21 protein-coding genes and 1 tRNA gene are annotated in these 25,293 nt (G+C 73.4%); 9 read left to right on the top strand and 13 right to left on the bottom strand.

All coding sequences use genetic code 11. The features are described from left to right. Positions 1 to 2 precede the first annotated feature (2 nt). From NX801_RS09170 to NX801_RS09190, 5 genes are all read right to left on the bottom strand, one after another. On the bottom strand, positions 3 to 2,159 hold the full coding sequence (locus NX801_RS09170; RefSeq protein ID WP_258786768.1) for a PTS fructose transporter subunit IIABC: 2,157 nt from the start codon (positions 2,157 to 2,159) through the stop codon (positions 3 to 5). Further along, the gene (gene pfkB / locus NX801_RS09175) at positions 2,156 to 3,115 is read right to left on the bottom strand and encodes a 1-phosphofructokinase (RefSeq protein ID WP_258786769.1); all 960 of its coding nucleotides are present in this window, start codon (positions 3,113 to 3,115) and stop codon (positions 2,156 to 2,158) included. The genes NX801_RS09170 and pfkB overlap by 4 nt, the downstream gene beginning before the upstream one ends. After that, a complete protein-coding gene (locus NX801_RS09180) occupies positions 3,112 to 3,873 on the bottom strand; it encodes a DeoR/GlpR family DNA-binding transcription regulator (protein ID WP_258786771.1) in 762 nt (253 codons plus the stop codon). Before NX801_RS09180 ends, pfkB begins: the two co-directional genes overlap by 4 nt. Positions 3,874 to 4,266: 393 nt before the next feature. Beyond that, positions 4,267 to 5,277 (bottom strand): sigma-70 family RNA polymerase sigma factor, encoded by a 1,011-nt coding sequence (locus NX801_RS09185; RefSeq protein WP_258786772.1) that lies wholly within the window; start codon positions 5,275 to 5,277, stop codon positions 4,267 to 4,269. Between the two features lie 278 nt (positions 5,278 to 5,555). Further along, positions 5,556 to 6,380 (bottom strand): dioxygenase family protein, encoded by an 825-nt coding sequence (locus NX801_RS09190; RefSeq protein ID WP_258786773.1) that lies wholly within the window; start codon positions 6,378 to 6,380, stop codon positions 5,556 to 5,558. Between the two features lie 112 nt (positions 6,381 to 6,492). On the opposite strand from NX801_RS09190, the gene NX801_RS09195 reads away from it, so the two are divergent. After that, positions 6,493 to 7,005 (top strand): MarR family winged helix-turn-helix transcriptional regulator, encoded by a 513-nt coding sequence (locus NX801_RS09195; protein WP_258786775.1) that lies wholly within the window; start codon positions 6,493 to 6,495, stop codon positions 7,003 to 7,005. 187 nt (positions 7,006 to 7,192) lie between these two features. On the opposite strand, the gene NX801_RS09200 is transcribed toward NX801_RS09195, so the two are convergent. From NX801_RS09200 to NX801_RS09220, 5 genes are all read right to left on the bottom strand, one after another. Beyond that, positions 7,193 to 8,323, bottom strand: a complete 1,131-nt coding sequence (locus NX801_RS09200) for a YeiH family protein (protein WP_258786776.1) — start codon at positions 8,321 to 8,323, stop codon at positions 7,193 to 7,195. Next, on the bottom strand, positions 8,323 to 8,874 hold the full coding sequence (locus NX801_RS09205) for a cysteine dioxygenase family protein (protein WP_258786777.1): 552 nt from the start codon (positions 8,872 to 8,874) through the stop codon (positions 8,323 to 8,325). Before NX801_RS09205 ends, NX801_RS09200 begins: the two co-directional genes overlap by 1 nt. A gap of 255 nt (positions 8,875 to 9,129) precedes the next feature. Continuing rightward, entirely contained in the window at positions 9,130 to 10,035 is a 906-nt protein-coding gene (locus NX801_RS09210; RefSeq protein WP_258786778.1) for a LysR family transcriptional regulator, read from the bottom strand. Between the two features lie 218 nt (positions 10,036 to 10,253). Beyond that, positions 10,254 to 11,840 (bottom strand): MFS transporter, encoded by a 1,587-nt coding sequence (locus tag NX801_RS09215; RefSeq protein ID WP_258786779.1) that lies wholly within the window; start codon positions 11,838 to 11,840, stop codon positions 10,254 to 10,256. Between the two features lie 524 nt (positions 11,841 to 12,364). Continuing rightward, positions 12,365 to 13,027, bottom strand: a complete 663-nt coding sequence (locus NX801_RS09220) for a TetR/AcrR family transcriptional regulator (RefSeq protein WP_258786780.1) — start codon at positions 13,025 to 13,027, stop codon at positions 12,365 to 12,367. 333 nt (positions 13,028 to 13,360) lie between these two features. On the opposite strand from NX801_RS09220, the gene NX801_RS09225 reads away from it, so the two are divergent. Then, on the top strand, positions 13,361 to 14,641 hold the full coding sequence (locus NX801_RS09225) for a M6 family metalloprotease domain-containing protein (RefSeq protein ID WP_258786781.1): 1,281 nt from the start codon (positions 13,361 to 13,363) through the stop codon (positions 14,639 to 14,641). Between the two features lie 183 nt (positions 14,642 to 14,824). On the opposite strand, the gene NX801_RS09230 is transcribed toward NX801_RS09225, so the two are convergent. Further along, entirely contained in the window at positions 14,825 to 16,510 is a 1,686-nt protein-coding gene (locus tag NX801_RS09230) for a class I adenylate-forming enzyme family protein (RefSeq protein ID WP_258786782.1), read from the bottom strand. A 424-nt stretch (positions 16,511 to 16,934) separates the two neighbouring features. Between NX801_RS09230 and NX801_RS09235 the strand changes: the two genes are divergently transcribed. The 5 genes from NX801_RS09235 to NX801_RS09255 all read left to right on the top strand — a co-directional run bounded on the left by NX801_RS09235 (position 16,935) and on the right by NX801_RS09255 (position 20,470). Continuing rightward, entirely contained in the window at positions 16,935 to 17,396 is a 462-nt protein-coding gene (locus NX801_RS09235; protein WP_258786783.1) for a hypothetical protein, read from the top strand. Then, entirely contained in the window at positions 17,396 to 18,541 is a 1,146-nt protein-coding gene (locus NX801_RS09240) for an MAB_1171c family putative transporter (protein WP_258786784.1), read from the top strand. Before NX801_RS09235 ends, NX801_RS09240 begins: the two co-directional genes overlap by 1 nt. Next, on the top strand, positions 18,538 to 19,722 hold the full coding sequence (locus NX801_RS09245) for an amidohydrolase family protein (protein ID WP_258786785.1): 1,185 nt from the start codon (positions 18,538 to 18,540) through the stop codon (positions 19,720 to 19,722). Before NX801_RS09240 ends, NX801_RS09245 begins: the two co-directional genes overlap by 4 nt. A 163-nt stretch (positions 19,723 to 19,885) precedes the next feature. Continuing rightward, complete coding sequence (locus tag NX801_RS09250; RefSeq protein ID WP_258786786.1) at positions 19,886 to 20,242, top strand: DoxX family protein; 357 nt, start codon at positions 19,886 to 19,888, stop codon at positions 20,240 to 20,242. Between the two features lie 155 nt (positions 20,243 to 20,397). Next, positions 20,398 to 20,470, top strand: a tRNA-Arg gene (locus tag NX801_RS09255). Positions 20,471 to 20,549: 79 nt separating this feature from the next. Here NX801_RS09255 and NX801_RS09260 read toward each other — a convergent pair. Next, positions 20,550 to 20,786: a hypothetical protein gene (locus tag NX801_RS09260; protein ID WP_258786787.1), complete on the bottom strand. Its 237-nt coding sequence runs from the start codon at positions 20,784 to 20,786 to the stop codon at positions 20,550 to 20,552. 248 nt (positions 20,787 to 21,034) lie between these two features. Next, positions 21,035 to 22,435 (bottom strand): carotenoid oxygenase family protein, encoded by a 1,401-nt coding sequence (locus tag NX801_RS09265; protein ID WP_258786789.1) that lies wholly within the window; start codon positions 22,433 to 22,435, stop codon positions 21,035 to 21,037. A gap of 275 nt (positions 22,436 to 22,710) precedes the next feature. On the opposite strand from NX801_RS09265, the gene NX801_RS09270 reads away from it, so the two are divergent. Next, positions 22,711 to 23,487, top strand: coding sequence for a TetR/AcrR family transcriptional regulator (locus NX801_RS09270; protein WP_258786790.1), 777 nt, complete (start codon positions 22,711 to 22,713; stop codon positions 23,485 to 23,487). A 506-nt stretch (positions 23,488 to 23,993) separates the two neighbouring features. Then, positions 23,994 to 25,145, top strand: coding sequence for a hypothetical protein (locus tag NX801_RS30735; protein WP_309505809.1), 1,152 nt, complete (start codon positions 23,994 to 23,996; stop codon positions 25,143 to 25,145). Positions 25,146 to 25,293 lie beyond the last annotated feature (148 nt).

Genomic DNA, 25,293 nt, shown 5'->3' on the forward strand with positions numbered 1-25,293 from the left:
GATCAGGCGGCCACCCGGGCCTGTGCGGGGGCCTGTTCGGGGGTGGGGGTGTCGGAGGCGGCCGGGGGCGTGGCGGGGGCCTTGCGGGCGGACTTGAGGAGGACGACCAGGGCGGTGGTGGTCAGGGTGCCGGCGGCGACGGCGAGCAGGTAGAGGAACGGGTTGCCGATCAGCGGGACCACGAACACGCCGCCGTGCGGGGCGCGCAGGGTGCAGCCGAAGGCCATCGACAGGGCGCCGGTGACCGCGCCGCCGGCCATCGCGGAGGGGATGACCCGCAGCGGATCGGCGGCGGCGAAGGGGATGGCGCCCTCGGTGATGAAGGAGGCGCCGAGCACCCAGGCGGCCTTGCCGTTCTCCCGCTCGGCCCGGGTGAAGAGGCGGCCCCGGACGACGGTGGCCAGCGCCATGGCGAGCGGCGGCACCATACCGGCGGCCATCACGGCGGCCATGACCTTGAGCGAGCCCTCGTTGGGGTCGGCCAGGCCGCCGACGGCGAAGGCGTACGCGACCTTGTTGAGCGGTCCGCCCAGGTCGAAGCACATCATCAGGCCCAGCACGGCGCCCAGGATGAGGGCGTTGGAGCCGGAGAGACCGGACAGCCAGTCGGTGAGCGCCCGTTGGAGCGCGGCGATGGGCTTGCCGACCACCAGGAACATCAGGAAGCCGACCAGCGCGGCGGAGACCAGCGGGATGACCACCACCGGCATGACCCCGCGCAACGGGGCGGGCACCCGGACCCGTTGGACGGCCAGCACCACTCCGCCCGCGAGCAGTCCGGCGGCGAGCCCGCCGAGGAAACCGGCGTCGATGGTGAGCGCGGCGGCGCCGCCGACGAAGCCGGGGACCAGACCGGGGCGGTCGGCCATCCCGTACGCGATGTAACCGGCGAGGACCGGGACCAGGAAGCCGAAGGCGAGCCCGCCGGTCTGGAAGAGCAGCGCGGCCCAGCTGTCCGCCTGGGTCCAGACGAAGTGCTCGGCCACGGACGGCGCCTTGTCGATGGTGTAGCCGCCGATGGCGAAGCCGAGCGCGATGAGCAGTCCGCCCGCCGCGACGAACGGCACCATGTAACTGACGCCGGACATCAGCCAGACGCGGAGGCGGGTGGCGTAACTGTCGTTCGCAGGCGCCGGGTTGCCGCCATCGGGCAGGGGGGCGGCGGGGGTGGACCCGCCGTGGGCGGCGCGCTCGCGGACCTGGGCGACGAGCGCGGCCGCGTCGTTGACGGCCGCCTTGACGCCCACGTCGACGGTGGGCTTCCCGGCGAACCGCTCCCGCTCCCGTACCGGTACGTCATGGGCGAGGATCACCCCGTCGGCGGCGGCGATGACGGCCGGGTCGAGCCGGGTGAACCCGGCCGATCCCTGGGTCTCGACCACCAGCTCGACCCCGGCCTCCTGCCCGGCCCGCTCCAGGGCCTCGGCCGCCATGTAGGTGTGCGCGATGCCGGTGGGGCAGGAGGTGACGGCGACGATGCGGAAGGGGGGCGCCCCGCCGGCGGGTGCGGCCGATTCCTCGGTGGGCGCGGCGGGGGCGAGGGCGGATTCCGCCGCTGCCGGGGTGGCGGGGGCGAGGGCGGAGCCCGCCGCTGCCGGGGTGGCGGGAGCTCCCGGAACTTCGAGGGCGGCGGGGGCCCCGGAAGCTTCGGCCTCGGGGGCTTCCGGAGTGGCGGGAGCCTCAGGGGCCTCCGGAGTGGCGGGGGCGGGCTCCGGGGGCTGCTCGCCGGTGATCAGGGCGGCGGCCGCCGCGGGGGCGGGGGTGGCGCGGAGGGCGGCCGTGAAGGCGGCGTCCATCAGCCGCCGGGCCAGGGCGGACAGAATGGTCAGATGGGCGTCGTCGGCACCGGCCGGGGCGGCGATCAGGAAGATCAGGTCGGCCGGGCCGTCCGGGGCGCCGAAGTCGATACCGGCGGCGGAGCGCCCGAAGGCGAGGGTGGGCTCGGTGACATGGGCGCTCCGGCAGTGCGGGATGCCGATGCCGCCGTCCAGACCGGTCGGCATCTGGGCCTCGCGGGCGGCCACATCGGCCAGGAAGCCGTCGAGGTCGGTCACCCGGCCGAGTGCCACCATCCGTTCGGCGAGGGCGCGGGCCGCCGCCTCCTTCGTGGTCGCGGCCAGGTCGAGATCGACCAGGTCCGCGGTGATCAGGCTGCTCATCGCGGGCTCCCTTGCTCGCTCAGCTCTCGGCCGAGAGGTACGTCGGTGGTCACGGTGACCGCCGACGGGTCCAGATCGCGCGGGGCCGGCATCGCGCTGCCGGGCAGCCGGACGGCCGCCGCGCCGTGGGCGACCGCCGCCGCCAGGGCCGCCGGGCCGGTCCCGCCCGCCGCGAGGAACCCGGCGAGGGAGGCGTCGCCCGCGCCGACGTTGCTGCGGACGGCTCCGGCGGGCACCTCGGCGTACCCGTAGTGGGTGCCGTCGGCGGAGACCAGCAACTGGCCGTCGGCGCCCAGGCTGGCGAGGACCGCCCCGGCACCGGCCGCCCGGAGTTCGCCCGCCGCCCGGACCGCGTCCCCGACGGTGACCAGGGGCCGGCCGACGGCTGCGGCCAGCTCGTCGGCGTTGGGCTTCACCACGTCCGGCCGGGCGGCCAGCGCGGCCGGGAGGGCCGGGCCCGAGGTGTCCAGGGCGATCCGGGCGCCGTGGCCGTGGGCCCGGGTGACCAGCTCGGCGTACCACTCGGGAGCGAGGCCGCGCGGCAGACTGCCGCAGCAGGCGATCCAGCCGGCCGTGGCGGCCCGGGCGGCGACGGCGGCGAGCAGCGCCTCCGACTCGGCGGGGGTCAGTTCGGGGCCGGGCGCGTTGATCTTGGTGAGGGTGGCGTCGGGCTCCGCGAGGGCGATGTTGGAGCGGGTGTGCCCGGCGACCGGTACGCCCGCCACCTCGATGCCCTGCGCGGCGAGCAGCTCCGCGACCAGTGCGCCCGGGGCGCCGCCGAGCGGCAGTACGGCGACCGTGCGGTGCCCGGCGGCGGCGAGCGCGCGGGAGACGTTGACGCCCTTGCCGCCCGGGTCCATCCGCTCGCCGGCCGCGCGCAGCACCTCGCCGCGCGCCAGGCCGGGGACCTCGTACGTCCGGTCCAGGGACGGGTTGGGGGTGACGGTGAGGATCATGCGCGTACGACATCCGTTCCGGCCGCCGTGAGCGCGGCGGCGTCCTCCGGGCCGAGCCCGCTGTCGGTGATGAGCAGATCGACGTCGGCGAGGTCCCCGAAGCGGGCGAAGTGCTCCTGGCCGTGCTTGGCGGAGTCCGCGAGCAGCACCACCCGGCGGGCGGCGGCGATGACGGCCCGCTTGACGGCGGCCTCGGCCAGGTCGGGGGTGGTCAGCCCGTGCGCGGCGGAGAAGCCGTTGGCGCCGAGGAAGGCGACATCGGCGCGGACCTGCCCGTACGCGCCGAGCGCCCAGGCGTCCACGGCGGCCCGGGTGCGCTGCCGGACCCGGCCGCCGACCAGGTGCAGGGCGATGCCCGGGTGGTCCGCGAGCCGGAAGGCGGCGGGCAGCGCGTGGGTGACCACGGTGAGCGTCCGGTCCAGCGGTACGCACTCGGCCAGCCGGGCCACGGTGGAGCCGGCGTCCAGCAGGACGGTGCCGCCCTCGGGCAGCTCCGCCAGGGCGGCCCGGGCGATCCGGTCCTTCTCGTCGGCGGCGGTGGACTCGCGCTCCGCGAGGTCGGGCTCGAAGTCGAGCCGCCCGGCGGGGATGGCGCCGCCGTGCACCCGGCGGACCAGACCGGCGCGGTCCAGCTGCTTGAGGTCGCGCCGGATGGTCTCGGCGGTGACCTGGAACTCCTCGGCCAGCGAGAGCACCTCGACCCGGCCGCTGTCGCGGGCGAGGCGGAGGATCTGCTGCTGGCGCTCGGGGGCGTACATGTGGATATGCGTCCGTTCGATGCCCGAGTATGTGGTTTCACTGTCAGGCTACGGCCATCCTGGCGGAAAGTAAACACGTTCGGGCACGTCCGGGCACATGTGGGCACGGGGGGACGTGGGCGCCCGGGCGTGCGCCCCGGCGCGGGCGGACGCGCGAGAGCCCGGTCCGTGGGAGACACGAACCGGGCTCCGGAAGCGGGGCCGGGGGCCGGGAAGGCCAGAGGCGCCCGGAGGTCCAGGCGGGCCAGAGGGACCCGGAAGGCCAGAGGCGCCCGGAGGTCCAGGAGGGCCACAGGGACCCGGGGCCCGGAGGGCCAGACGGGTCGAAGGCGGGCAGGCGGACCGGTGGGCCGGGGGCACCGGCGGGCCGGGGGCACCGGCGGGCCGGGCGGGTCAGGCGGCGGCGTCGAAGCCGGTGTCGCGGGCCATCCGCTTCAGTTCGAGAAGGGCGTGCTTCTCTATCTGGCGGATGCGCTCCCGGGTCAGCCCGTGCTCCTTGCCGACCTCGGTCAGGGTGCGCTCGCGGCCGTCCTCGATGCCGTACCGCATCCGGATGATGGAGGCCGTACGGTGATCGAGCTTGCCGATCAGGTCGTCCAGCTCCTCGCTGCGCAGCAGCGTCAGGACGGACTGCTCGGGCGAGACGGCGGAGGTGTCCTCCAGCAGATCACCGAACTGGGTCTCACCGGCGTCGTCCACCGACATGTTCAGCGAGACCGGGTCGCGCGCCCAGTCGAGGACGTCGGTGATCCGCTCCGGGGAGGAACCCAGGTCCTCGGCTATCTCACCGGCCTCCGGGTCGCGCCCGTGCTCGCGGTTGAACTCCCGCTGCACGCGCCGGATCCGGCCCAGCTCCTCCACCAGGTGGACGGGGAGCCGGATGGTGCGCGACTGGTCGGCGATGGAGCGGGTGATGGCCTGCCGGATCCACCAGGTGGCGTACGTGGAGAACTTGAAGCCCTTGGTGTAGTCGAACTTCTCCACCGCGCGCACCAGGCCCGCGTTGCCCTCCTGGATCAGGTCGAGCAGGGGCAGCCCGCTGCGCGGGTAGCGCCGGGCGACCGCGACCACCAGCCGGAGGTTGGAGCGGATGAAGACGTCCTTCGCCCGCTCGCCCTCCTCCACCAGGCGCTCCAGCTCCGCACGGCTCGCGCTCGCGGCCGCCGAGCCCTCTTCGGCGCCGGCCTCGCCGTCCAGGATCTGGCGGGCGTAGACGCCGGCCTCGATCGTCTGGGACAGCTCGACCTCCTTGGCGGCGTCGAGCAGCGGCGTACGGGCGATCTCGTCGAGGTACATGCCGACCAGGTCGCGGTCGGCGATCTCCCCGCCCACGGCGCGAACGCTGCTGGCCCGGTCGGTGCCACCCTTGGCGGACTCCCGACGGGCGACGGCACGGGTTGCCATGCGAGCTCCCTTGCTGAGTAGGTCGCGACACCCTTGCGGGTGCCCTGCATCCGGTGGAAACAACGTCTGGAATCCGGACACAATTCCCATGCGGGGCGGGCATTTCCGCGATCATGCAGTACCCTGTCCGGCTTCCCGGGCGGCTCCGGTTCCCCGCGTACGCCGTTCCCGCAGGTCAGCCACGACGGACGCGGCCCCGGCGACCGGACGGCCGCCCGCACCGGTGAGATGGCCGTCACACCCGAGTCAGGCGGGTACCCGCCGTTCGGCGGAGGGAATCACCCGAACTGGAGCGAGCGCTTCGCCAGGCCCAGCCAGAAGCCGTCGATGACACTGCGGCCGTCCGCCAGGTCCCCGGCGGCCTCGGCGGCGCCCAGGGTGACGAAGAGCGGGGCGAAGTGTTCGGTACGCGGATGGGCGAGCCGCCCGGCCGGCGCCTTGTGCTCGAAGTCCAGCAGGGCGTCCACGTCCCCGGCGGCCAGCGCGTCCCGCCCCCAGTGGTCGAACTCGGCCGACCAGCCGGGCACCCCGGGCCCGGTGTGCCGGAGCGCGGCCAGGTTGTGGGTGAAGAAGCCGCTGCCGACGATCAGCACGCCCTCGTCCCGGAGCGGCGCCAGCCTGCGGCCGGTCTCCATCAGCCCGGCCGGGTCGAGGGTGGGCAGCGAGACCTGGAGGACCGGGATGTCGGCGTCCGGGTACATCTCGACCAGCGGTACGTACGCCCCGTGGTCCAGTCCCCGGTCCGGCATGTCCTGCACCGGGGTGCCGGGCGCCCGCAGCAGCCCCCGGACCGCCTCGGCCAGCGCGGGCGCGCCGGGGGCGGCGTACCGGACCCGGTAATAGTGCTCGGGGAAGCCCCAGAAGTCGTACACCAGGGGCAGCGTGGTGGTGGCGCCCAGGGCCAGCGGGGCCTCCTCCCAGTGGGCGGACACCACCAGGACGGCGGTGGGGCGGGGCAGGGTACGCGCCCAGGCGGCGAGCTGGCCGGGCCAGACCGGGTCGTCGGCGAGCGGCGGGGCGCCGTGCGAGAGGTAGAGCGCGGGCATGCGGCCGGCGGGGGGTGCGGGTGTGGCGGGCACGGGGACGGAGAGAGGGGTGGGCATGGGCGGGCTCCCTGATGGGCTGCGAGGGTCAACACTTGAAAGTTAAACCTTCGCTTTATCATCCGCCTCGGTGCTGGATATTTCAACATTCAAGGGACGTACAGTGGGAACCATGACCATGGCATCGAACGGCGCCGACGCCGAGCCCCGCTGGCTCACCGACGAGGAGCAGCGGGTCTGGCGCGCCTATCTGCACGCCACCACGCTGCTGGAGGACCATCTCGACCGCCAGCTCCAGCGTGATGCCGGGATGCCGCACGTCTACTACGGGCTGCTGGTCCAGCTCTCCCAGGCGCCGCGCCGCCGGATGCGGATGACCGAGCTGGCCAAGGACGCCAAGATCACCCGTTCCCGGCTCTCGCACGCCATCGCCCGGCTGGAGAAGAACGGCTGGGTCCGGCGGGAGGACTGTCCCTCGGACCGGCGCGGGCAGAACGCCGTGCTGACGGACGAGGGCTTCCGGGTGCTGGAGGAGAGCGCGCCCGGCCATGTCGCCGCCGTGCGGCAGGCGATGTTCGACCGGCTCGGCCCGGAGCAGGTCCGGCAGCTGGGCGAGATCATGCGGCTGATGGCCGAGGGCCTCCAGCCCTGCGACCGGGACGCCGACCTGCCCTGGCTGCGCTGAGCACACTGAGCACGGGGGCCTGGCCGCCGCGCTGAGTACACGGGGCCCCGGTCGGGCTCAGCGCGCGGGCCCCGGCCGGGCTCAGCGCGCGGGCCCCGGCCGGGCTCAGCGCGCGGGCCCCGGCCGGGCTCAGCGCGCGGGCCCCGGCTGCGGCGAGGACCGGTGGTCCTCGGCGGACTGGTGGTCCTCAGCCCGTCGTCAGCAGGACGCCCGCGTACGAGGCCGCCGCGACCAGCACCCAGGCGCTCAGCCCCAGCGCGGCGACCCGTACCCCCGTACCGGTCCGCGCGAGGGTCGGCAGGTGCACCGCCGAGCCGAGGCCGAAGAGGGCGGCGGCGAGCAGCAGTTCCTGGGCCGTACCGGCGGCGGTGAGCAGCGGGGCTGGCAGCAGCCCGGTCGTGCGCAGCGCCACCATGGCGAGGAACCCGGCCACGAAGAGCGGCACCAGCGGCGGGCGCTTGCCGCTGACACCGCCCTCTTCGCCACCGGCCCCGGCCGCGCTCCGGCGGCGGGCGGCCAGCGCGAGCCCGGCGACCAGCGGCGCGAGCAGCGCCACCCGGACCAGCTTCACCAGGACCGCCTCGCCCAGGGCGGTGGGCCCGGCGGTCTGGGCGGTCGCCACCACCTGGCCCACGTCGTGGACGCTGGCGCCCACCCAGCGCCCGAACGCGGCGTCGTCCAGGCCCAACGGGACGTGCAGCAGCGGCAGTACGGCGATGGCGAGGGTGCCGCAGAGGGTGACCAGGGCGACCGAGGCGGCGGCGTCGTCCTCGTCGCTGTCCCGCACCGCGCTCACCGCGCCGATGGCGGAGGCCCCGCAGATGGCGTACCCGGAGGCGATCAGCAGCGGCTGGTCACCGGGGAGGCCGAGCCGCCGCCCCAGCCACCAGGTGCCCGCGAGGGTGGCGACGACCACGGCCGGGACCATGACGGCGGTGCCCCAGCCGAGGCCCAGCACGTCCCCGAGGCTCAGTTTCAGCCCGAGCAGCACCACCCCGACCCGCATCAGCCGCTTGGCGGCCAGGCTCAGCCCGGGCCGGCAGACCCCGCGTACCCGCTCGCGCAGTCCGGGGACGTGCACGGCGGCGACGCCCAGCAGCACGGCGGCGGTCAGCAGCGGTACGGCGGGCAGCGCCCGGTGCACCAGCCAGGCGGTGGCGACCCCGGCGGCGGCCAGCGCGAGACCGGGCCCGGCGCCGGAGCCGAGACCCCAGGAGGTCCGGGCGCCGGCCCCGGGCCTGGCGCGGGCCGGGAAGCCGGACCGGGTCTGGGTCGGGGAGCCGGGGAGCGGCCGGGCTCCGGAGCCGGTGAGCGCCATCAGGCGTCGGCCGGCAGCCGGTAGAGGCGCCGGACGCTGGTACCCAGGCGCGTGATGTCGGCGCCGTAGACATGGACGGAGACGGCCGTGCCGGTGCCGCCGTTGTGCACCCGGTGGATGTCGCCGGGCGGGGCGAAGGCGCTGGCCTCCCCCTGCCGGGTGATCACGTCCTCGGTGGCGACCAGCCGGGCGGACGGGCCGTCCGGGACGAGGCGGTAGCGGCGCTCGTACTCGGCGCCCTGGTGCACGCCGGTGACGCCCCAGGCCACGTGGTCGTGGATCGGGGTGATCTGGCCGGGCAGCCAGACGAGGGCGACGAGCGAGAAGCCGCCGTCCGGCTCGGCGTGCAGGACGTGCTGGCGGTAGCGGTCCGGGTCGCCCTCGTGGTGCTCGGGGAGCAGCAGGTCGGGCGCGCCCAGGTGCGGGGTGAGCAGGTCGGCCACGAGCTGGGCGGTGGGTCCGGGCGGCAGCCCCCGGTCCACGGCTTCGCGTATCTCCGCGACAAGGGCGCGGAGCCGGACGGTGGTCGCGGCGATGGTGGTCGTGGTCATGGTGGCAGCGTCGGGCGAGCGGCCGGGGCGCGTCCAAGGAGCGTTCCTTGCACCCCCGGCAACGAACGCTTATGCGCGGGGGCGCCGGGCCGGCGACGCGGACGGAGGTTCCCCCGCGCCCGGCCCCGGGTCGGCGCGGACCGCCGTCGGGCCTTCCCGGATCCGGCTCCGGGCCACCACCGGGGGGCGCGGCCGGGCCCCCCGGGCCGGCACCGCCGGGGACGCGGCCCGGACCGCCCCCGCCCGCGATACGGCTCAGCAGCCGACCTTGTTCTCCGCGGCCGCTCGTATCTCGTCCAGCATCAGGGCGGTGGCGGGGATGCGCAGATGGTCGCGGAGCACGTACGCGTACACCTGGCGGCGGGTGTGCGGCTCCAGGATCCGCCCGGTGACCTTGCTGTGGCAGAGGAAGGACAGCACCAGCGCCGGGACGACCGCGATGCCGACGCCCGCCGCCACCAGGCTCTGCATCACCAGGTTGTCGTCGGTGGTGCAGGCCACGTCCGGGGTGAACCCCTCCTCGGCGCACGCCTGGAGGAAGTTGGCGCCGCACCGGGGACAGCCCGCGATCCACCGCTCGCCGGCCAGGTCCGCGAGGCGTACCGAACGCCGCCGGGCCAGCGGATGACCGACCGGCAGCAGCACGGTCAGCGGGTCCTCAAGGAGCCGGAACTCGGCCAGTTCCTCCGGTACGTCCGCCCGCAGCCCCGGGTAGCCGAAGGCCAGCGCGATGTCGCACTCGCCCCGGGCGGCCAGCCGCAGCGACTCGGGCGGTTCGTTCTCCATCAGCTCGACCCGTACGCCGGGGTGCTCGGCGGCCATCCGCGCCATCGCCCCGGGCAGGATGGTCGCCGCCGCGCTCGGGAACGCGCAGACCCGGACCCGCCCGGAGCGCAGCCGCGCTATCGCGTCGATCTGGTGCTGGGCGGCGGTCAGCGAGTCCAGGATGGCGGTGGTGTGCCGGGTGAGCGCCTCCCCCGCCTCGGTGAGCCGCAGCCCCCGGCCGACCCGGGTGAACAGCGGGGTGCCGACGTCCCGTTCGAGCGCCTTCATCTGCTGGCTGACGGCGGGCTGGGTGAGGCCGAGGGAACGGGCGGCGGCCGTGTAGGAACCGGTGCGGACCACGTCGTGGAAGGTCTTGATGTACCGGGAGTCGAACACAGGAACCAGCATAGACAGCGACCCATAAGCAGATTTTGGGGTACGGAAAAGGGGCGGGACCGACCCGTTCGGTCGGTCCCGCCCCCGTGCCGTCCCGCGCCAGGAGCTACCGGCGCGCTCCGGACGCTCGCTGCCGAGCGGTGGCGGCGTACGGCTCTGTCGCGCGACGCGTCGTACGGCGTCGGTGCGCGCTCGTCGTACGACCGCCTCGTCCGGCGTCAGTGCGCGATGACCGGCACCCGCACGGCGTCATCGGTGGTCTCGGCGTTCTCGGCGGTCTTGGCGACCCCGGCGGAGCCGTCCGTCTCACCCGAGGCGGTCGGCGCGCCGCTGCCCGGACGGCCGGTGTTGATGAAGGTCACGGCGATCGTGGCGGCCAGCGCCAGGATGCCGACGGCCCACCAGATGGCGGCGGAGTAGCCCTCCACCATGGCCCGCAGCTGGACCAGCCGCAGGGCGTCCGGCGTGGTGGCGGCGCCCGCGTGGTCGGTGAAGTACGCGGTGGTGGCCGACGCGGCGATGGTGTTGAGCAGCGCCGTACCGATGGCGCCGCCGACCTGCTGCGAGGTGTTCACCATGGCGGAGGCCACTCCGGCGTCCCGGGCCTGCACCCCGTACGTCGCCAGGGACATGGCCGGCATGAACGCCGTACCCATGCCCAGGCCCAGCATCAGCTGCGCGGGCAGGATCAGCCCGGCGTACGAGGAGCCGACCTCCAGCTGGGTCAGCAGCAGCATGCCGAGCGCGGCCAGCGCGAAGCCGGGGCCCATCAGCAGCCGGGGCGCGACCCGGGTCATCAGCCGGGTGCCGATCTGCGTCGAGCCGGTGATCATGCCGGCCACCATCGGCAGGAAGGCGAAGCCGGTCTTGACCGGCGAGTACCCCTTCACGACCTGGAGGTAGTAGGTGAGGAACAGGAAGAGCCCGAACATGCCGATGACGGCGAGGCCCAGCGAAAGGTAGACACCACCGCGGTTGCGGTCGGACGGCACCCGCAGCGGCAGCAGCGGATGGGCCACCTTCGCCTCGACGGCCACGAACGCGGCGAGCGCCACGGCCGAGAGCGCGAAGACGCCCAGCGTGCCGGCGTCGGTCCAGCCGTCGGACTCGGCGCGGGTGAAGCCGTACACCAGGGCGACCAGGCCCAGGGTGGAGAGGACGACGCCGGGGATGTCCAGCGGGTTGCGGTTGCGGGCGCCGGCCGGCTCATGGACGACGAGCAGCGCACCGGCCGCGGCGACGACCGCGAACGGGATGTTGACGAAGAAGGTCCAGCGCCAGTTCAGGTACTCGGTGAGGAAGCCGCCGAGGATCAGGCCGACGGCGCCGCCACCACCGGCGATGGCGCCGTAGATGCCGAACGCCTTGGCCCGCTCGCGGGCGTCGGTGAACATGACCGCCAGCAGCGAGAGCGCGGCCGGCGCGAGCAGCGCGCCGAAGGCGCCCTGGAGCGCCCGGGAGCCGAGCAGCATCGCCTCACCGGTGGCCGCGCCGCCCAGCGCGGAGGCGGCGGCGAAGCCGATGAGGCCGACCACGAAGGCACGCTTGCGGCCCCAGAGGTCGGCTATCCGGCCGCCGAAGAGCAGCAGTCCGCCGAAGGCGAGGGCGTAGGCGGTGATGACCCACTGCCGGTTGCCGTCGGAGATGCCCAGGTCCTGCTGGGCGGAGGGCAGGGCGATGTTCACGATCGTGGCGTCGAGCACGACCATGAGCTGGGCCAGGGCGATGAAGACAAGCGCCTTCCAGCGCCCGGGATCGGGCAGTGCGGCATCGGGGACGGCGGGAGCGCCGGAGGTTTTTGGCATGGCTGGGGCTACCTTGCGTTGCGTGGGTTACGTAAAGGGGCAGTCGAAGAACAAACAGACGAACAAGCGAACAAGCGAACAAGCAGTAGGCGAACAAGCAGCGGACGAACAAGCAGTGGACGAAGAAGCAGGTGACCCACCCGGAGCTCCGGAGAGCTGAAGAGCCGGGCAGCAGCCGGGCAGCCGGAGAGCGGCTCGGCCGGCGGGCCGGGGCCGGACGGTCCCAGGAGCCGGGACGCGCGGTCCGGCGAAGCCGGGTGGGGCCGACGGAAACCGTGGAAGGCCGGGCAGTCCCCGACGAGATCACACGACTCCGGGCGACTTCAAAGGGTTTTCGGGGTTTTCAGGGCTTCGGGTTCAAGAGGCCTTCGAGGTTCTTCGGGTTCAAGAGACCTTCGAGGTTCTTCGGGTTCAAGAGACCTTCGGACTCAAGGACTTCGGGCTCATCGGTTTCATCGGCTCATCGATTCCATCGGGTGCATCGGGTCATCGGGTGCATCGATTCCTTCGGGTTCACAGGGCCTTCAGGCGCGGCGGGGGCGGAAGTCCTCCAGGGTGGCGGCGGTTCCGGGCAGCCGGGAGCGCCCGGGCGCCTCAAGGCCGTCGAGGAACAGCTCCAGATGGCGGTGGACGAAGCGGTCCATGTCGAGGCAGCCGGTGCCGGGCAGCGGGCGGGTGAGCTGGGAGAGCGCGACGAGCAGGTCACCGACCTCGACGTCCGGCCGCATCCGGCCGGCCGACCGGGCCCGCTCGAAGAGCGCCCGTACGGCACCTTCCAACCTGTCACGGACGGCCGCCAGCTCCGGGTGCTCGCGGTCGAAGCCTCCGGAGAGCATCGGGCACAGCGCCCCGATCCGCTCCTCGGCGGCGTTGTGGGTGAAGCGGCGCACCGCCTGGAACGGGTCGTCCTCGGCGCCGTTCAGCCGCTCGGCGTCGGCGGCGACCCGGGACATGACCGAGACGACGACCTCACGGACGAGCGTGGCCCGGTCCGGGAAGTGCCGGTAGAGCGTGGCGTTGCCGATGCCTGCCCGGCGGGCGATCTCGTCGAACGGCACATCGGGGCCGGACTCCACGAACATCTCGCGCGCCGCCGCGACGATCCGCTCCCGGTTGCGCAGGGCGTCCGCCCGGGGGCGGGCGGGCCGCCGGGTCGCGGGGTCCGCCGTACCGGTGACACTGCTCATGACCGCTCCTCCTCACCCTTCATGGCGTGGCCCTCCACTGGCTTGCACTGGCTTGGTCTCGCACGGCTTCCGGACCCGGCCGCGCCTCCGAACCGGGGCACCGCGGGCTCCGTCAACCGGGGAAGAACTCCCCGCTTGCGCCGGCACAGGTGTAAACGGGGAACCGCTCCCCGGTTATTTCCCGAACCCGAGGTGACCCGCGTCACTCCCCCTACCGGCGGGTAGCCCCCGAACGGATCACCCGGCGCGCGGCCCCCGGCACCCCGGCAGAGGCTGAGCGGACGGAGAGCAGCCCGGGCCCGGCCGGCTGCCGCGGACCCGAAGGCGCCACGCATGCAGCTGACCCGCCGGCGGATACGCAGACCGGTCGCGCTCGGAGCGGCCACCACGTTCGCGCTGGCCTCGCTGGCCACCGCGAGCGCGACGCTCCCCGACCGGACCCGTGTGTCGGCGGGCTCGGTGGCCGCCGACGACGCCACCGACGCGCTGGGGCTCGCGCCCTGCCGGATCGCGTCCACGCTGGGCGTCCAGATGTCCGAGGGCATACCCACCGGCACCGGTTACACCCGCTCCACCGGCGAGGTCCGGGCCCTGAACCTGATGGTCGACTTTCCGGACGCGCCCGGCGAGGGCCCCGCGATGAGCCGGTTCGCGGAGTTCTTCCCGCAGACCTCCGACTGGTTCCGCACCGCTTCGTACGGGCGCCTCACCTACCGCCCGGAGACCCCGCTGCCGGACTGGCTGCGGATGCCGATGCCGTTCGCCGCGTACGGGATGGAGCGCGGCTCACCGTACGAGCCGGGCTACCGCCGGCTGGTCGAGGACATCGTGGACGCCGCCGACTCGCGGGTCGACTTCTCGGCGTACGACCTGGTCAACATCCTGGTGACACCCAACGCCGGCCCCTCGGCACTGGACACCGTGCTCTCGGTGACCTTCTCCGGCAACGGCGAGGCCCCGCACGCGGACGGGGTGCCGCTCGCCAACACCTCGTTCGTCTACAGCCGCCAGGACGACGGCTCGGGGTCGTACCACGAGACCGGCTACCGGGTGCTGCCGCACGAGAACGGCCATGTCTTCGGGCTGCCCGACCTCTACACCACCGAGGGCGGCGGGGCGGTCGGCCACTGGGACATCATGTCCGAGGACTGGGGCGCCAACAACGATCTGCTGGGCTGGCACAAGTGGAAGCTCGGCTGGCTCGACAACGACCAGGTGCGCTGCGCGTCGGCGCCCGGCAGCCGGATCTACTCGCTGACGCCGCTGGGCACGACGGGCGGGACCAAGCTGGCGTTCGTCCCGGTGGACGGCGAGTCCGGGTACGCCGTGGAGGTCCGCACCCGGGAGGGCAACGACGAGGCGGTCTGCGAGCCGGGCGTGCTGATCTACCGGGTCCAGTCGGACGTGGACACCGGGCAGGGGCCGATCACGGTGGCCGACAGCGACGAGGACAGCGGCGGCTGCACCCGCCGCCCCAATGTGCACGCCGAACTTTCCGACGCCCCTTTCCGGCCCGGCGAGTCCTTCGCCGACGAGGAGGGCGGCATCCGGATCACCGTGCTCTCCGAGGAGCCGGACACCGGCAGCTACCGCATCCGGATCACCCGGTCCTGACCCGGCCTTGTTCCCCCGGGGCCCGGGGCCGGTGACCGGTGCCGGGGCCTGACCCGCGCCGGCCGGTGACCGGGGCCCGAGGTGTCCTCCGGTCCTGCCCCGCCCGCGTTCCGCCGGTCTCGGGCCGTCGTCCGGTCCCGACCCGGCCGCGTTCCGCCGGAGCCGGATTCGGATTCCCCGGGCTCAGGAGGAGGGCAGGGCCGCCTCCACCCCCGCCCGCAGCTCGCGCTTGAGCACCTTGCCGGTGGCGTTGCGGGGCAGCGGTTCGTCCCGTACGAGCAGGTGCGCGGGCACCTTGAAGGCGGCCAGCGACCGCCCCACATGGGCCCGCAGCTCCTCGGGGCCGGCCGTGGCGCCCGGGTGGAGCCGTACCACCGCGGCGACCTCCTCGCCCAGCTCCGGGTGGGGCACCCCGAGCACGGCCGCGTCCGCCACGTCCGGGTGGCCGAAGAGCGCCGTCTCGACCTCGACGCAGTACACGTTCTCGCCGCCCCGGACGACCATGTCCTTCAGCCGGTCGACCACGCTGACCAAGCCCTCGCGCACGGTCGCCAGGTCGCCGGTGCGGAACCAGCCGTCCTCGGTGAACGCCGCCGCGGTGGCGGCCGGGTCGCCCCAGTAGCCGCGCACCAGCGACTGGCCGCGCAGCCACAGCTCGCCCACCTCGCCGTCGGGGAGCGCCCGCCCGTCCGGCCCGGCGATCCGGACCTCGGTGGCCGGGGTCGGGGTGCCGACGCTGCCGGGGAGGCGGCGGTAGCTGTCCCCGCAGTTGGCCAGCACGCCACCGCTGGTCTCGGTGAGCCCGTAGCCGTTCCGGGGCTCGACCTCCTCGGGGCAGCCCGCCACGATCCCGGGCGGCGCGGCGGCCCCGCCCGTGCTCAGGTGGGTCAGCGGCCCGAGCCCCAGCCCCGTCTCGGCCGCCGCGCGCAGCAGTCCCAGGGCCGTCGTGGGCACCCCGCCGTAGTGGGTGACCCGGTGCCGGTGGATGAGCCGGAGCGCCTCCCGGGCGTCCCACTTGCGCATCAGCACCAGGGTGCCGCCCACCGCCATGGCCGAGTAGACGGCGGTGAACGCGGCGACATGGAAGAACGGGAAGGTGGCCAGCGTCACCGGGGCGGGCCCCTGCCCCGGGACGAGCCCGCGCTCCAGGGCGGCGAGCGCGGCGTGGTAGCGCGGGTTCTGGGCCGCGCCGGCCTGGGCGAAGTGGGTGGCGACGGCGCCCTTGGGCCGGCCGGTGGTGCCCGAGGTGTAGATGATCGTGGCGTCGTCGCCGGGCCGGACCTCGACCTCCGGCGGTCCCAGCGCGGGATCGGCCGGGCCCAGCTCCTCGTACCGCTCGAAGCCGGCCGCCGCCTCCTCGCCGGGTTCCGCGTGGAAGACGATCCCGGGTACCCCTTCCCGCCCGGCCCAGCTCCGCACCCGCGCCACCCGCTCCCCGTCCACCAGCAGGATCCGGGGCCGGCAGTCGTCGAGGGCGTACGTGAACTCCTCCTCGGTCCACCAGGCGTTGAGCGGCACCGCGACGAGCCCGGCCAGCTGGGTGGCCCAGAAGGCGATCTGCCACTCCGGGTGGTTGCGCATCGCCACCACCGCCCGGTCGCCCCGGCGCAGCCCGTACACCTCGGTGAACCGCCGGGCCAGCGCGCACGCGGCGGCGAAGAACTCCCCGTAGCTGTACGTCACCTCGCCGGCGACCAGGAACGGCCGCTCGCCGTACGCCCAGGTGACCTCCGCGAACTCCCGCAGCGTGCGCGGCCCTTCCGCGTACCCGAGCCGGCCGTCCTCCCCCGCCAGCACGGCGAACGGCGCCCCGGGCGCGGTCAGCAGTTCATGCGGGCCCTGGATGTCCCGCTCGGCGGCGTACGGCACCGTTGCCACTCCCTAAGCGCTTGCTCAGTCCGTCCCGCGACGCTATGCGCCCGTTCCCCGCCCGTCAAGAACATGTATCAGCCATGAGAATGCTCGCCGCCCGGCGCCGGCAGGCCCGGCCACCCGTCCTCGCCCCTACTCCCGTGCGCCGAAGACGCGGGTCGAGCCGAACACGCGGGGCTTTTGCGCCAAAAGCGCCTCCCGGACCATTTCCCCCTTGCCCTCGACACAACAGTTGCCCATCGTTATCCATGGCCCCGGAGTCACCACCGCCCACTTCCCTTCCCGCAACCGCCCGCACATGACCTCCACGAGAAGGGGAAGGCGGCGCGTTCGGCGGACCTGCGAGCGGAGAAACACTGTGAACAAGCGAAGCCGGCGAAGCCTGCGAAAGCGCTGCAAGCGCATTCTCCGGGACCTCGGGGTGAGCCCTCCGCTCCACGTGCGGGAACTGTGCCGGCTGCTCGGTGATTACCGCGGCCGTCCCATCCAGCTGGTCCCCTACGCCCTGCCGGCGCCGGGACCCTTCGGGCTGTGGATCGCCACGGACACGGTGGATCTCATCTTCTACCAGCAGGAGACCAGCCCGCTGCACCAGGATCACATCATCCTGCACGAGGTCGGTCACATCCTCGCCGACGACACGAGCGACGAGGACGACCCCGTCGTCTGGCAGTCCCTGCTGCCGGCCCTCTCGTACGACGCCATCAGGAGAGCGCTGCGCCGGACCGCCTACGAGGACGAACGCGAGCGTGAGGCCGAGCTGATCGCGACCACCATTCTGGAGTGGTCCACGGTGCTGAGCCATGTCACGCCCCGGGACCCGGAGGACACCGCCCTGGGCCCGCTGCGCTTCGCGCTGCACCCCCGGTGGGGGTGGATGTGATGTTCCAGCTGCCGCTGATCGCGCTGCTGAGCGTCGGGGTGCTGTGGAAGGGTTTCGACCTGGCGCGCGCCCCGCACGACCGGGTGCTGCGCCTCCTCGTCTCCTGTCTGGTGCTGCTGCTGGCCGGTGAGGTGCTGAGCCTTCCGGAAGTCAATGCCGCGATCGACGCGGTCTCGGCCGCGGGCGCCGGAAAGCTGGCGTTCAACGCGATCTACCTGTCCGGCCTGTGCGCGCTCAATCTCTTCTTCGCCGGTGCCGTACGCGGCGCGGCCGGGACCTACCGGCGGCACCGGAGAACACACACCGGAATTCTCGCTGCCGTCGTCATCGCGCTGGCCCTTTCCCTGCTGGCCACCCCCGAGGCATTCCGCGCCCATTCGCTCAGCACCCCGCACATGGCGGAACCGGGTATCGCCTCGTTCTATGTCATCGGGAACGCCTATTTCATCTTCGCCTATCTGACCGCCGGTTGGTGGGCCCTGCGCTATGCCCGCAAGGCCGTGCAGCACCTCGGGATCGGCCTGCTGATCACGGCCCTGGGACTGCTCGGGCTGGCCGTGGCCTCGGTCAACCGGCTGATCCTGGTGGTGCTGCGCATCGGTGAACCCGGTTCGCACGAGGCGTTCAACGCGGTCAACTGGTCCCTCTCCAACTGGGGCATGGGGATCGCGCTGACCGGAATCTGCTACTCGGCCTCCGCCCAACTGCTCGCCCGGCTGCGGTCGATGGCCCGGCACCGCCGCATGTACCACGAGCTGACCCCCCTGTGGACGGCCCTGACCACCGCCTACCCCGAACTCGTCCTGAACGGACCGCCGACCGGCTCGCGCCGACGCCTCCTCCACCGGCGCCCGGCGACCGGGCGGCAGTTCTACCGGCGGCTCATCGAATGCCGCGACGGGCTGATACGCCTCAGCCCGCACCTGGCCCGGGTCGCGCCCGGCGCCGACCTCTCCCAGGTGCCGGCCGACCGGCTCGCCCGGTACATCTCCGAGGCGCTGGCCCTGCGGTCGGCGGCCGAGCCCACGCGCCCCGGGTCCGCCGTCCGCGTCGCGGCGCCCGTCAGCGGCGACCCGGAGGCCGACGCGCGGGAACTTATCGCCGTGTCCGACGCCCTGCGCGAAAGGAACGAAAGGAAATCGTGAGCACTTTGCTGATCACCGCGGACGCCGTCATCACCGGCCCCGCGGACCGGGTGACCGCCGACGGTGCCGTTCTGGTCGACTCCGGGGTCGTCGTCGCCGTCGGCGCCTCGGCCGGGCTGGACGCGTCGACCGACCCCCGGGTGCCCCGGCTGCGCTGCCCCGGGGCGACGGTGCTGCCCGGCCTGGTGGACTGCCATGTACACCTGACCTTCGACGCGGGACCGGACCCGATCGGCGCGGTGGCCGCCGCCGACCCGGCCGAGCTGTCCGCGGCCATGGCGGACCGCGCCCGGCAGCTGCTGGCCGCTGGGGTGACGACCGTACGGGACCTCGGTGACCGCGACGATCTCACCCTGGCGCTGCGCGCCGCCGTCAGCGCCGGGACCGTCGCCGGACCCCGCATCGTCGCCGCGACCGCGCCGCTGACCTCGCGCGGCGGCCACTGCGGCTTTCTCGGCGGCGAGGTGAGCACGGACGACGACATCCGGGCTCAGATCGCCCGCAACGCGGCGGCCGGCGCCGACCTGATCAAGGTGATGGCCTCGGGCGGCGCGCTCACCCCGGGCGGCCCCCGCATGTGGGAGCCGCAGTTCACCCCCGCCCAACTGAGCCTGATCGTCCGGGAAGCCACCCGCCACGGGCTGCCGGTCGCCGCGCACGCGCACGGCACCGAGACCATCGCCCACTGCGTGGACGCCGGTGTCCGGACCATCGAGCACTGCTCCTGGCGCACCGCGGAGGGCATCACCTACGACCCGGCGATCACCAGCCGGATCGTCGACAACGACGTGGCCGTCTGCCGCTGCGTCTCCGGTGACTGGGAACTCTTCCTCAGCCAGATGGGCCCCGAACGCGCCCGGGCGATGGCCGAAGTGATCAAGGAGATGCGGAAGGCCGGTGTCCGGTTCATCGCCGGCACCGACGCCGGCGTACCCGGCGCCCGGTTCGGCGACTACGTCGGCATGCTCGAGTTCTTCGCCTCCCTGGGCTTCGAGAACTCCGAGATCCTCGACATGGCCACCACCGACGCCGCCCACGCCCTCGGCCTCCGGGACACCGGCACCCTCGCCCCCGGCATGCGCGCCGACCTCATCGTCGTGGACGGCGACCCCCGCACCGACCTGGCCGCCCTCCGCCGAGTCCGCCACGTCCTCACCCCCGCCCACCCCACCCCCGCCTGACCCGCCCCCGCCGCCCGGTGCGGGGCGACGCCACCGCGCCGGGTCACGGCCGGAGCGCCCCGCCGCCCCCACCCCTGTCACCAAACGAGTCGCCCACTTGTCATCCCGTGCACGGCACTCCGCACCGGGGCGCCCGACCTCGCCCTCGCAGATCGGAGAGAACGTGCACACCGCCTTCGTCACGGTCACCGTCCTCGGCGTGCTCTTCAACGGCGCCGCCGCCGTCACCTATCTGATCGGCCACGAATACCCCAAGTCCCAGGCGGACATGAAGGGCATACCCCGGAAGTACGTACCGGTGCTGGGCGCGTTGCTGGCGGCGGGCACCCTGGGACTGCTGGCCGGACTCGCCGTGCCGCTGCTGGGCACGCTCGCCGCCGCCGGCCTCGTGCTGTACTTCATCGGCGCGATCATCGCCCACCTGCGGGTGGGCTCCCGCGACATCGCGGGCGGCATCGTGTTCCTCGCCACCGCGGCTGCCGCCCTCGCCCTGGGCCTGACCCACCACGGCGCCTGGTGACCCACGGGACCCACCGGTTCCAGGGCCCACGGCCCCCTCCTGCTCCTCCGTCCCTCCCCCATCCGCTACGCTGAGGGGGGAGCGCCGCACCATCACGCGGCCACACCACGCGGCAGAAGCCCCTCCGGGTTTCCGCCGCGTTTCGCTCAGACCCCGCCTCCGTAGCTCAGGGGATAGAGCACCGCTCTCCTAAAGCGGGTGTCGCAGGTTCGAATCCTGCCGGGGGCACCGGACGAAGGGCCCCGGACCGATCGCGGTCCGGGGCCCTTCGCATGAGCGGTGCGCCGGTGTCAGCGCGGTGCGGGGATCAGCACTTGCCGGCCTTCACGGCGACGTACGGACGGCACGTGCCCTTCGGGTACGGGCCGGCGACGGGCACATGCTTCCAGAGAACGTGGTTCTTGCACTGCATGACCTCGCTGAGGTCGAGGCAGGCGTTCGGGTCGAACGTCATGGCCCTGGCCTCGGTGTGGTTCGCCGGCAAGCCGGCGAACAGAGCGATGCCGAACAGTCCGGTCAAGACCGCGGTCAACGTCTTGCGCATTCTTCATCCTCCCGTTGTAGGCGCCAGTGCTGCGGCGCCGGGAGATCATGCGATTTCTGGCAGACCGATGTCAAGATTAATTAAGCAATTCGCATGCGGGAAGAGAAAAGCGGAAACAGACCGCAAGTCCGATATATCGGCGGATGATGAATCCACACTGATCGGGACACTTCGGGCAGTCGCTCTTTGCTCGACGGCTAACTGGAATGGCTGGCTCCGGTGGTGATTCCAGCATTCTGAGATGTCGATCACGCGGTGACCATCCGGTTCGGAGGAGAGTCGGCCCGGGCGAGGGCGGTGTCGGGGATCCAGGAGCCGTGGATGCCGGCGGGGACGCGGCGGGGGAGCTCGATGGCGGCGAGGGGGGCCTTGCGGAGGTCGGAGGCATCCAGGACGAGCAGCTCGGAGGCGTTCCGGGCGAGGTCGCTGACGATGGTCAGCAGATAGCCGTGGTCGTCGGCGGTGCCGTCCTCGGCGGGGACGAAGCACGGCTCGCTCGGCATCCGGTCAGCGCCGAGCGACAACAACTGGCGGGCGCCGGTGCGGTGGTCGTACTTGGCGAGGTGGTAGTCGCGCAGGCCGGCGCCGGGGAAGGCGAGGGCGTAGGAGTGCCGGTGAGGCAGCCCGGTGCGCCGGTCGTCGATCGCCGGGAACTCGGTGACCAGGTCGTCGGTCGGCTCCTCGGTGGCCTTGCCGGTGGCCGGGTCCAGGGTCCAGCGCCGGCCGACCGAGCCGGTGCCCGGGGTGGTGCCATGGCCGGGGGCGCCGGTCCACCACTTCCAGCTCGTCTCCCACGCCGCCCGGTCGTAGCGCGGGCCGTCGAGGACGATCCGGCCGGCCTCGTCCTCGTAGGCGTTGGTGGTGTGCAGCAAGGCACCCCGGTCCACCTCGAACCAGGTGACCTCGGCCGGTCCGGTACGCGGCATCACGCCGAGCCGGGCCGGGTAGTCGTCGCTCCACCGGTACGGGATGCCGGACAGCTCGGCCGGGTTGAACACCACCGGGAGGTCGATCCAGACGACGTGGTCGCGGGTGATCGCGAAGTCGTGCATCAGGGAGGGGCCCGCGCCTTCGATGATCTCGGTGCGGACGATCTCGCCGGCCGGGGAGGCGACGTAGTAGATCAGGTGCGGCGGGAAGGGTGAGTAGCCGAAGAAGTGCAGCTCCCCGGTGACCGGATCCTCCTTGGGGTGCGCGGTCATCGCGGACTTCAGCTTGCCGTGGAAGTCGAACGGCGCGACGGTGTCCAGCTCCGGGCTCAGCTCCCAGGGAAGGTTGACCTCCTGGAGGGCCAGCAGCCGGCCGCCGTGCTGGATGACATGGGTGGCCGCGACACTGGCGGCGAGGTCGACGGAGTGGTCGGGACGGAGGAGCGGCGCGTCCTCGGTGAAGGCGGGGGTGCGCACCCAGCGGTTGCGGTACCACTCGGCGCGGCCGTCCCGGATCCGTATGCCGTGGATCATGCCGCTGCCCTTGAACCAGTGGCTGGGCGTCACGCCGGGCTTGGGGTTGTGGCCATTGCGCAGGTAACGGCCGGACAGCTCGGGCGGGATGGTGCCGCGCACGGTGAGACCGGTGGTGGTGATCTCGTCGGTGACCGGGGTGTAGTGGCCGCTGAGATAGGGCTTGGGGGGCTGGTTCGCGTTCATGAGGTGGCTCCTTCGGCGTGGGTGGTGGGAGTCCGGAGGCGGCGTACGAACAGGGACAGGAGAGCGGTGGCGGCGGCGACGGCCGCCGTGGTGAGCAGCGCGGCCCGGTAGCCGCCGACCAGCGAGGAGGGAGGGGGAGAGGCCGTGGGGCGGGTGGCCTTTCGGCTCTGCGGTCGACGTTAACGAGGTAGTGGAAAATCTGGCAGTGTGAGATTTTTTTCACGGCGGGGGAACTCGGGGGTGACCTGGGCGGGTTGGCGCCTTACGGTCATTGGATGCCGACAGAGAAAGCCGCGCCGCTCCCGCTCTCGCTGCGCGAGCGGCGCCGGGCCGTCGCGACCCGGGAGATCCTGGACGCCGCCGAGAAGCTGGTCACCGAGCGGGGTCTCGGGGACCTGTCCCTGCGCGCGGTCGCCCGGAGCCTCGGCATGACGGTGCAGGCGCTCTACCACTACTTCCCGAGCCGGGACGCCCTGGTCACGGCGCTCGTCACCGAGGCGTACGACGAACTGGCCGATGCCGTACGGGCGGCCACCGAACCCGGGGCGGACGACCCGGCCGTACCGCGTCTGGTGGCGGCGGCCGAGGGTTACCGGCGATGGGCCGTCGACCATCCCGAGCGGTTCCAGCTCATCTACGGGACACCGCTGCGCCACTACTCGGCACCGGCCGGCGGCCCGACCACCCGGGCGATGCGCCGGGTGGCCGCGGTCATCAAGCGCGCGCTGTTCGACGGCTTCACCCCGGCCCAACTGGCTGCCGCGGACATGCCCGTTCTGTCGTCCCCGCTCCGGGCACACCTGGAGCAGCTCTCACCGGACAGCCTGGGGGACCTGCCCGCACCGGCGGCTGCCCTGCTGCTGAGTGCCTGGGGGCAGTTGCACGGACTGGTCGTCCTGGAGGTGTTCGGGCACACCTCCTTCATCGGTGACCACCAGGCCGAGGTCTTCCGGACGGCGATGCGCAACCTGGTGCAGGATGTCCACCGCCGGATTCCCGACGTGGGTGCGGGGGTTGGTGTCGCTGCCGGTGGCGGGGGCGGTGAGGTCTGATCTCCGGGTCCGTGACCTGCGGTTGCGTCGTTCGTCCGGTGGGCCGGAAAGATCATTGCTTGGGCATGCACATGCGGGTTAGGGTGCTGGCGACCAGTTTGACCGGGCGGTTGGCCGGAGGGGACCGACGGGGCAGCGATGCCCTGGACGGACCGGGGCGCCCAGCGTGTTTCTTTGCTCAACGGGGGATTTGTGAAGCGTGAGTCCACGCGCGCCGTGCGTGTGCCGGTGCGCCGTATGCCGACGAGTGCCTTGCCGACCTTCGGGATTCTCTGACGCGCGTCGGCACTTCGCCGTCCGGGCCGAGCCAGGATTCTTCCCGGTTCATGGAAACCAACAGGCGTGTGTCGCTGGGCCGTTCCGGCTTCAAGGGGCCCGCAGCCCGGTGGCGCACCCGGCCGTGGTCAGGTCCGCGCGGTTGCCCGCGCCCGCATCCCGCTCCACCCCACTCCATCCCACTCACATCGAGCCGCCGTCACGCGGCGGCGGAGGAGTCTCGTACCACCATGAACAGCGCATACATCGCCTCCGCGCGCATGCGGCGGATCGCCGTACGCGGACTGGTGTCCGCCACCGTCCTGGCGGCCGTCACCGGCACCCTCACGCCGGGGGCGGCCCTGGCCGACAGTGGCGTCCGGAACGGCACGGCGGGCGTGCCGGTACGGTCGGCGGCGGCAGAACCGGCCGACCAGGCGCAGCAGGTGGCCGACGCGGCGGCGGCCGGAGCACGGGAGCGCGTGCACCGGATGGCACTGTCGTACCTGCCCGGACATGTCCGCACGGCGGCGTCGAACGCGCTGCGCCGGACGACGGGGGACGCGGCGATCGCGGACTTCTTCGGACCGCAGGGCGGCTACGAGGTGGCCCAGACCCTCATGCGGGACCCCCGGACCGTCGGCCGGGACTTCTCCACGCGGGTGCTCGGCGTCCACCAGGCGGCGTTCTCCCCGGAGGTGCGGGCGGCCGCGGACCGGGCGGCGCGGGGCACCGAGACCGACCGGGCCGCCTTCATGAAGACCGGCTATGCCGAGGCTCAGCGGCGGGACCGGCTGGCGCGGGAGGCCGACCCCAAGCGCCGGGTGGTGGTCACCGAGCAGCACCGGGCGTCCGTACGGGCGCTCTCGGAAGGCGACTTGGGCGAGCAGGTGCGAGCGGCGGCGGGCTCGGCGCTGCGCCCCGGCGCCACGGACGCGGACATCGCGGAGTTCTTCGGCTACGGCTGGGCCATGGGCGCGACCCTGGACATGGAGGCGTACCGGCAGCGCGGGGCCGACGCCGACGTGCGGCGCCACCACGCGCTGCCGGCACTGATCGCCCGGGCGGTGTCCGCCGAGAACGCGCTGCGGTCGGCGGAGGATCCGGCGAAGGCCCGTACGGAGACCGAGCAGGCCTGGCAGGTGGTGGCCGAGCACGCGGAGGGTGCGCGGGCCACCTGGCTGGCGGAGCAGCAGGTGGCCGAGGCGCGGGCGTCGAGCTGGCAGAAGACCGCCGAGTCGGCCAAGGGGAGCACGGACGGCCTCTGGAAGCTGATGGCCGCGCCGGCCGCGAATCTGCAGAAGAGCTGGACCACGGAGCGGACGGCGGCCGGTGTGGAGGCCGGCTTCTGGACGGACCTGGCCGACCGGGCCCGGGCCGGCGAGATCCGTGTCAGGGGATGAGGGATTGAGGGGACGGGGGGACGGGGAGCGAGGGATGAGGGGATATTGAGGGGATGAGGCCGGGGGACGGACGGCTGCGGAGCTGAGACCTCGGGCCCGAGACCCCGGGCACGAGGCTGCGGGCCCGAGGCTGCGGGCCTGGGACCAC

Origin of the sequence: Streptomyces pyxinae (assembly GCF_024756275.1) — a bacterium.
Taxonomy (GTDB): domain Bacteria; phylum Actinomycetota; class Actinomycetes; order Streptomycetales; family Streptomycetaceae; genus Streptomyces; species Streptomyces pyxinae.

What these genes read in the sequence shown, in the direction of transcription:
- NX801_RS09170 (WP_258786768.1), bottom strand. Translation starts at nt 2,159, where the DNA reads ATGAGCAGCCTGATCACCGCGGACCTGGTCGATCTCGACCTGGCCGCG.
- pfkB (WP_258786769.1), bottom strand. Translation starts at nt 3,115, where the DNA reads ATGATCCTCACCGTCACCCCCAACCCGTCCCTGGACCGGACGTACGAG.
- NX801_RS09180 (WP_258786771.1), bottom strand. Translation starts at nt 3,873, where the DNA reads ATGTACGCCCCCGAGCGCCAGCAGCAGATCCTCCGCCTCGCCCGCGAC.
- NX801_RS09185 (WP_258786772.1), bottom strand. Translation starts at nt 5,277, where the DNA reads ATGGCAACCCGTGCCGTCGCCCGTCGGGAGTCCGCCAAGGGTGGCACC.
- NX801_RS09190 (WP_258786773.1), bottom strand. Translation starts at nt 6,380, where the DNA reads ATGCCCACCCCTCTCTCCGTCCCCGTGCCCGCCACACCCGCACCCCCC.
- NX801_RS09195 (WP_258786775.1), top strand. Translation starts at nt 6,493, where the DNA reads ATGACCATGGCATCGAACGGCGCCGACGCCGAGCCCCGCTGGCTCACC.
- NX801_RS09200 (WP_258786776.1), bottom strand. Translation starts at nt 8,323, where the DNA reads ATGGCGCTCACCGGCTCCGGAGCCCGGCCGCTCCCCGGCTCCCCGACC.
- NX801_RS09205 (WP_258786777.1), bottom strand. Translation starts at nt 8,874, where the DNA reads ATGACCACGACCACCATCGCCGCGACCACCGTCCGGCTCCGCGCCCTT.
- NX801_RS09215 (WP_258786779.1), bottom strand. Translation starts at nt 11,840, where the DNA reads ATGCCAAAAACCTCCGGCGCTCCCGCCGTCCCCGATGCCGCACTGCCC.
- NX801_RS09220 (WP_258786780.1), bottom strand. Translation starts at nt 13,027, where the DNA reads ATGAGCAGTGTCACCGGTACGGCGGACCCCGCGACCCGGCGGCCCGCC.
- NX801_RS09225 (WP_258786781.1), top strand. Translation starts at nt 13,361, where the DNA reads ATGCAGCTGACCCGCCGGCGGATACGCAGACCGGTCGCGCTCGGAGCG.
- NX801_RS09240 (WP_258786784.1), top strand. Translation starts at nt 17,396, where the DNA reads ATGTTCCAGCTGCCGCTGATCGCGCTGCTGAGCGTCGGGGTGCTGTGG.
- NX801_RS09260 (WP_258786787.1), bottom strand. Translation starts at nt 20,786, where the DNA reads ATGCGCAAGACGTTGACCGCGGTCTTGACCGGACTGTTCGGCATCGCT.
- NX801_RS09265 (WP_258786789.1), bottom strand. Translation starts at nt 22,435, where the DNA reads ATGAACGCGAACCAGCCCCCCAAGCCCTATCTCAGCGGCCACTACACC.
- NX801_RS09270 (WP_258786790.1), top strand. Translation starts at nt 22,711, where the DNA reads ATGCCGACAGAGAAAGCCGCGCCGCTCCCGCTCTCGCTGCGCGAGCGG.
- NX801_RS30735 (WP_309505809.1), top strand. Translation starts at nt 23,994, where the DNA reads ATGAACAGCGCATACATCGCCTCCGCGCGCATGCGGCGGATCGCCGTA.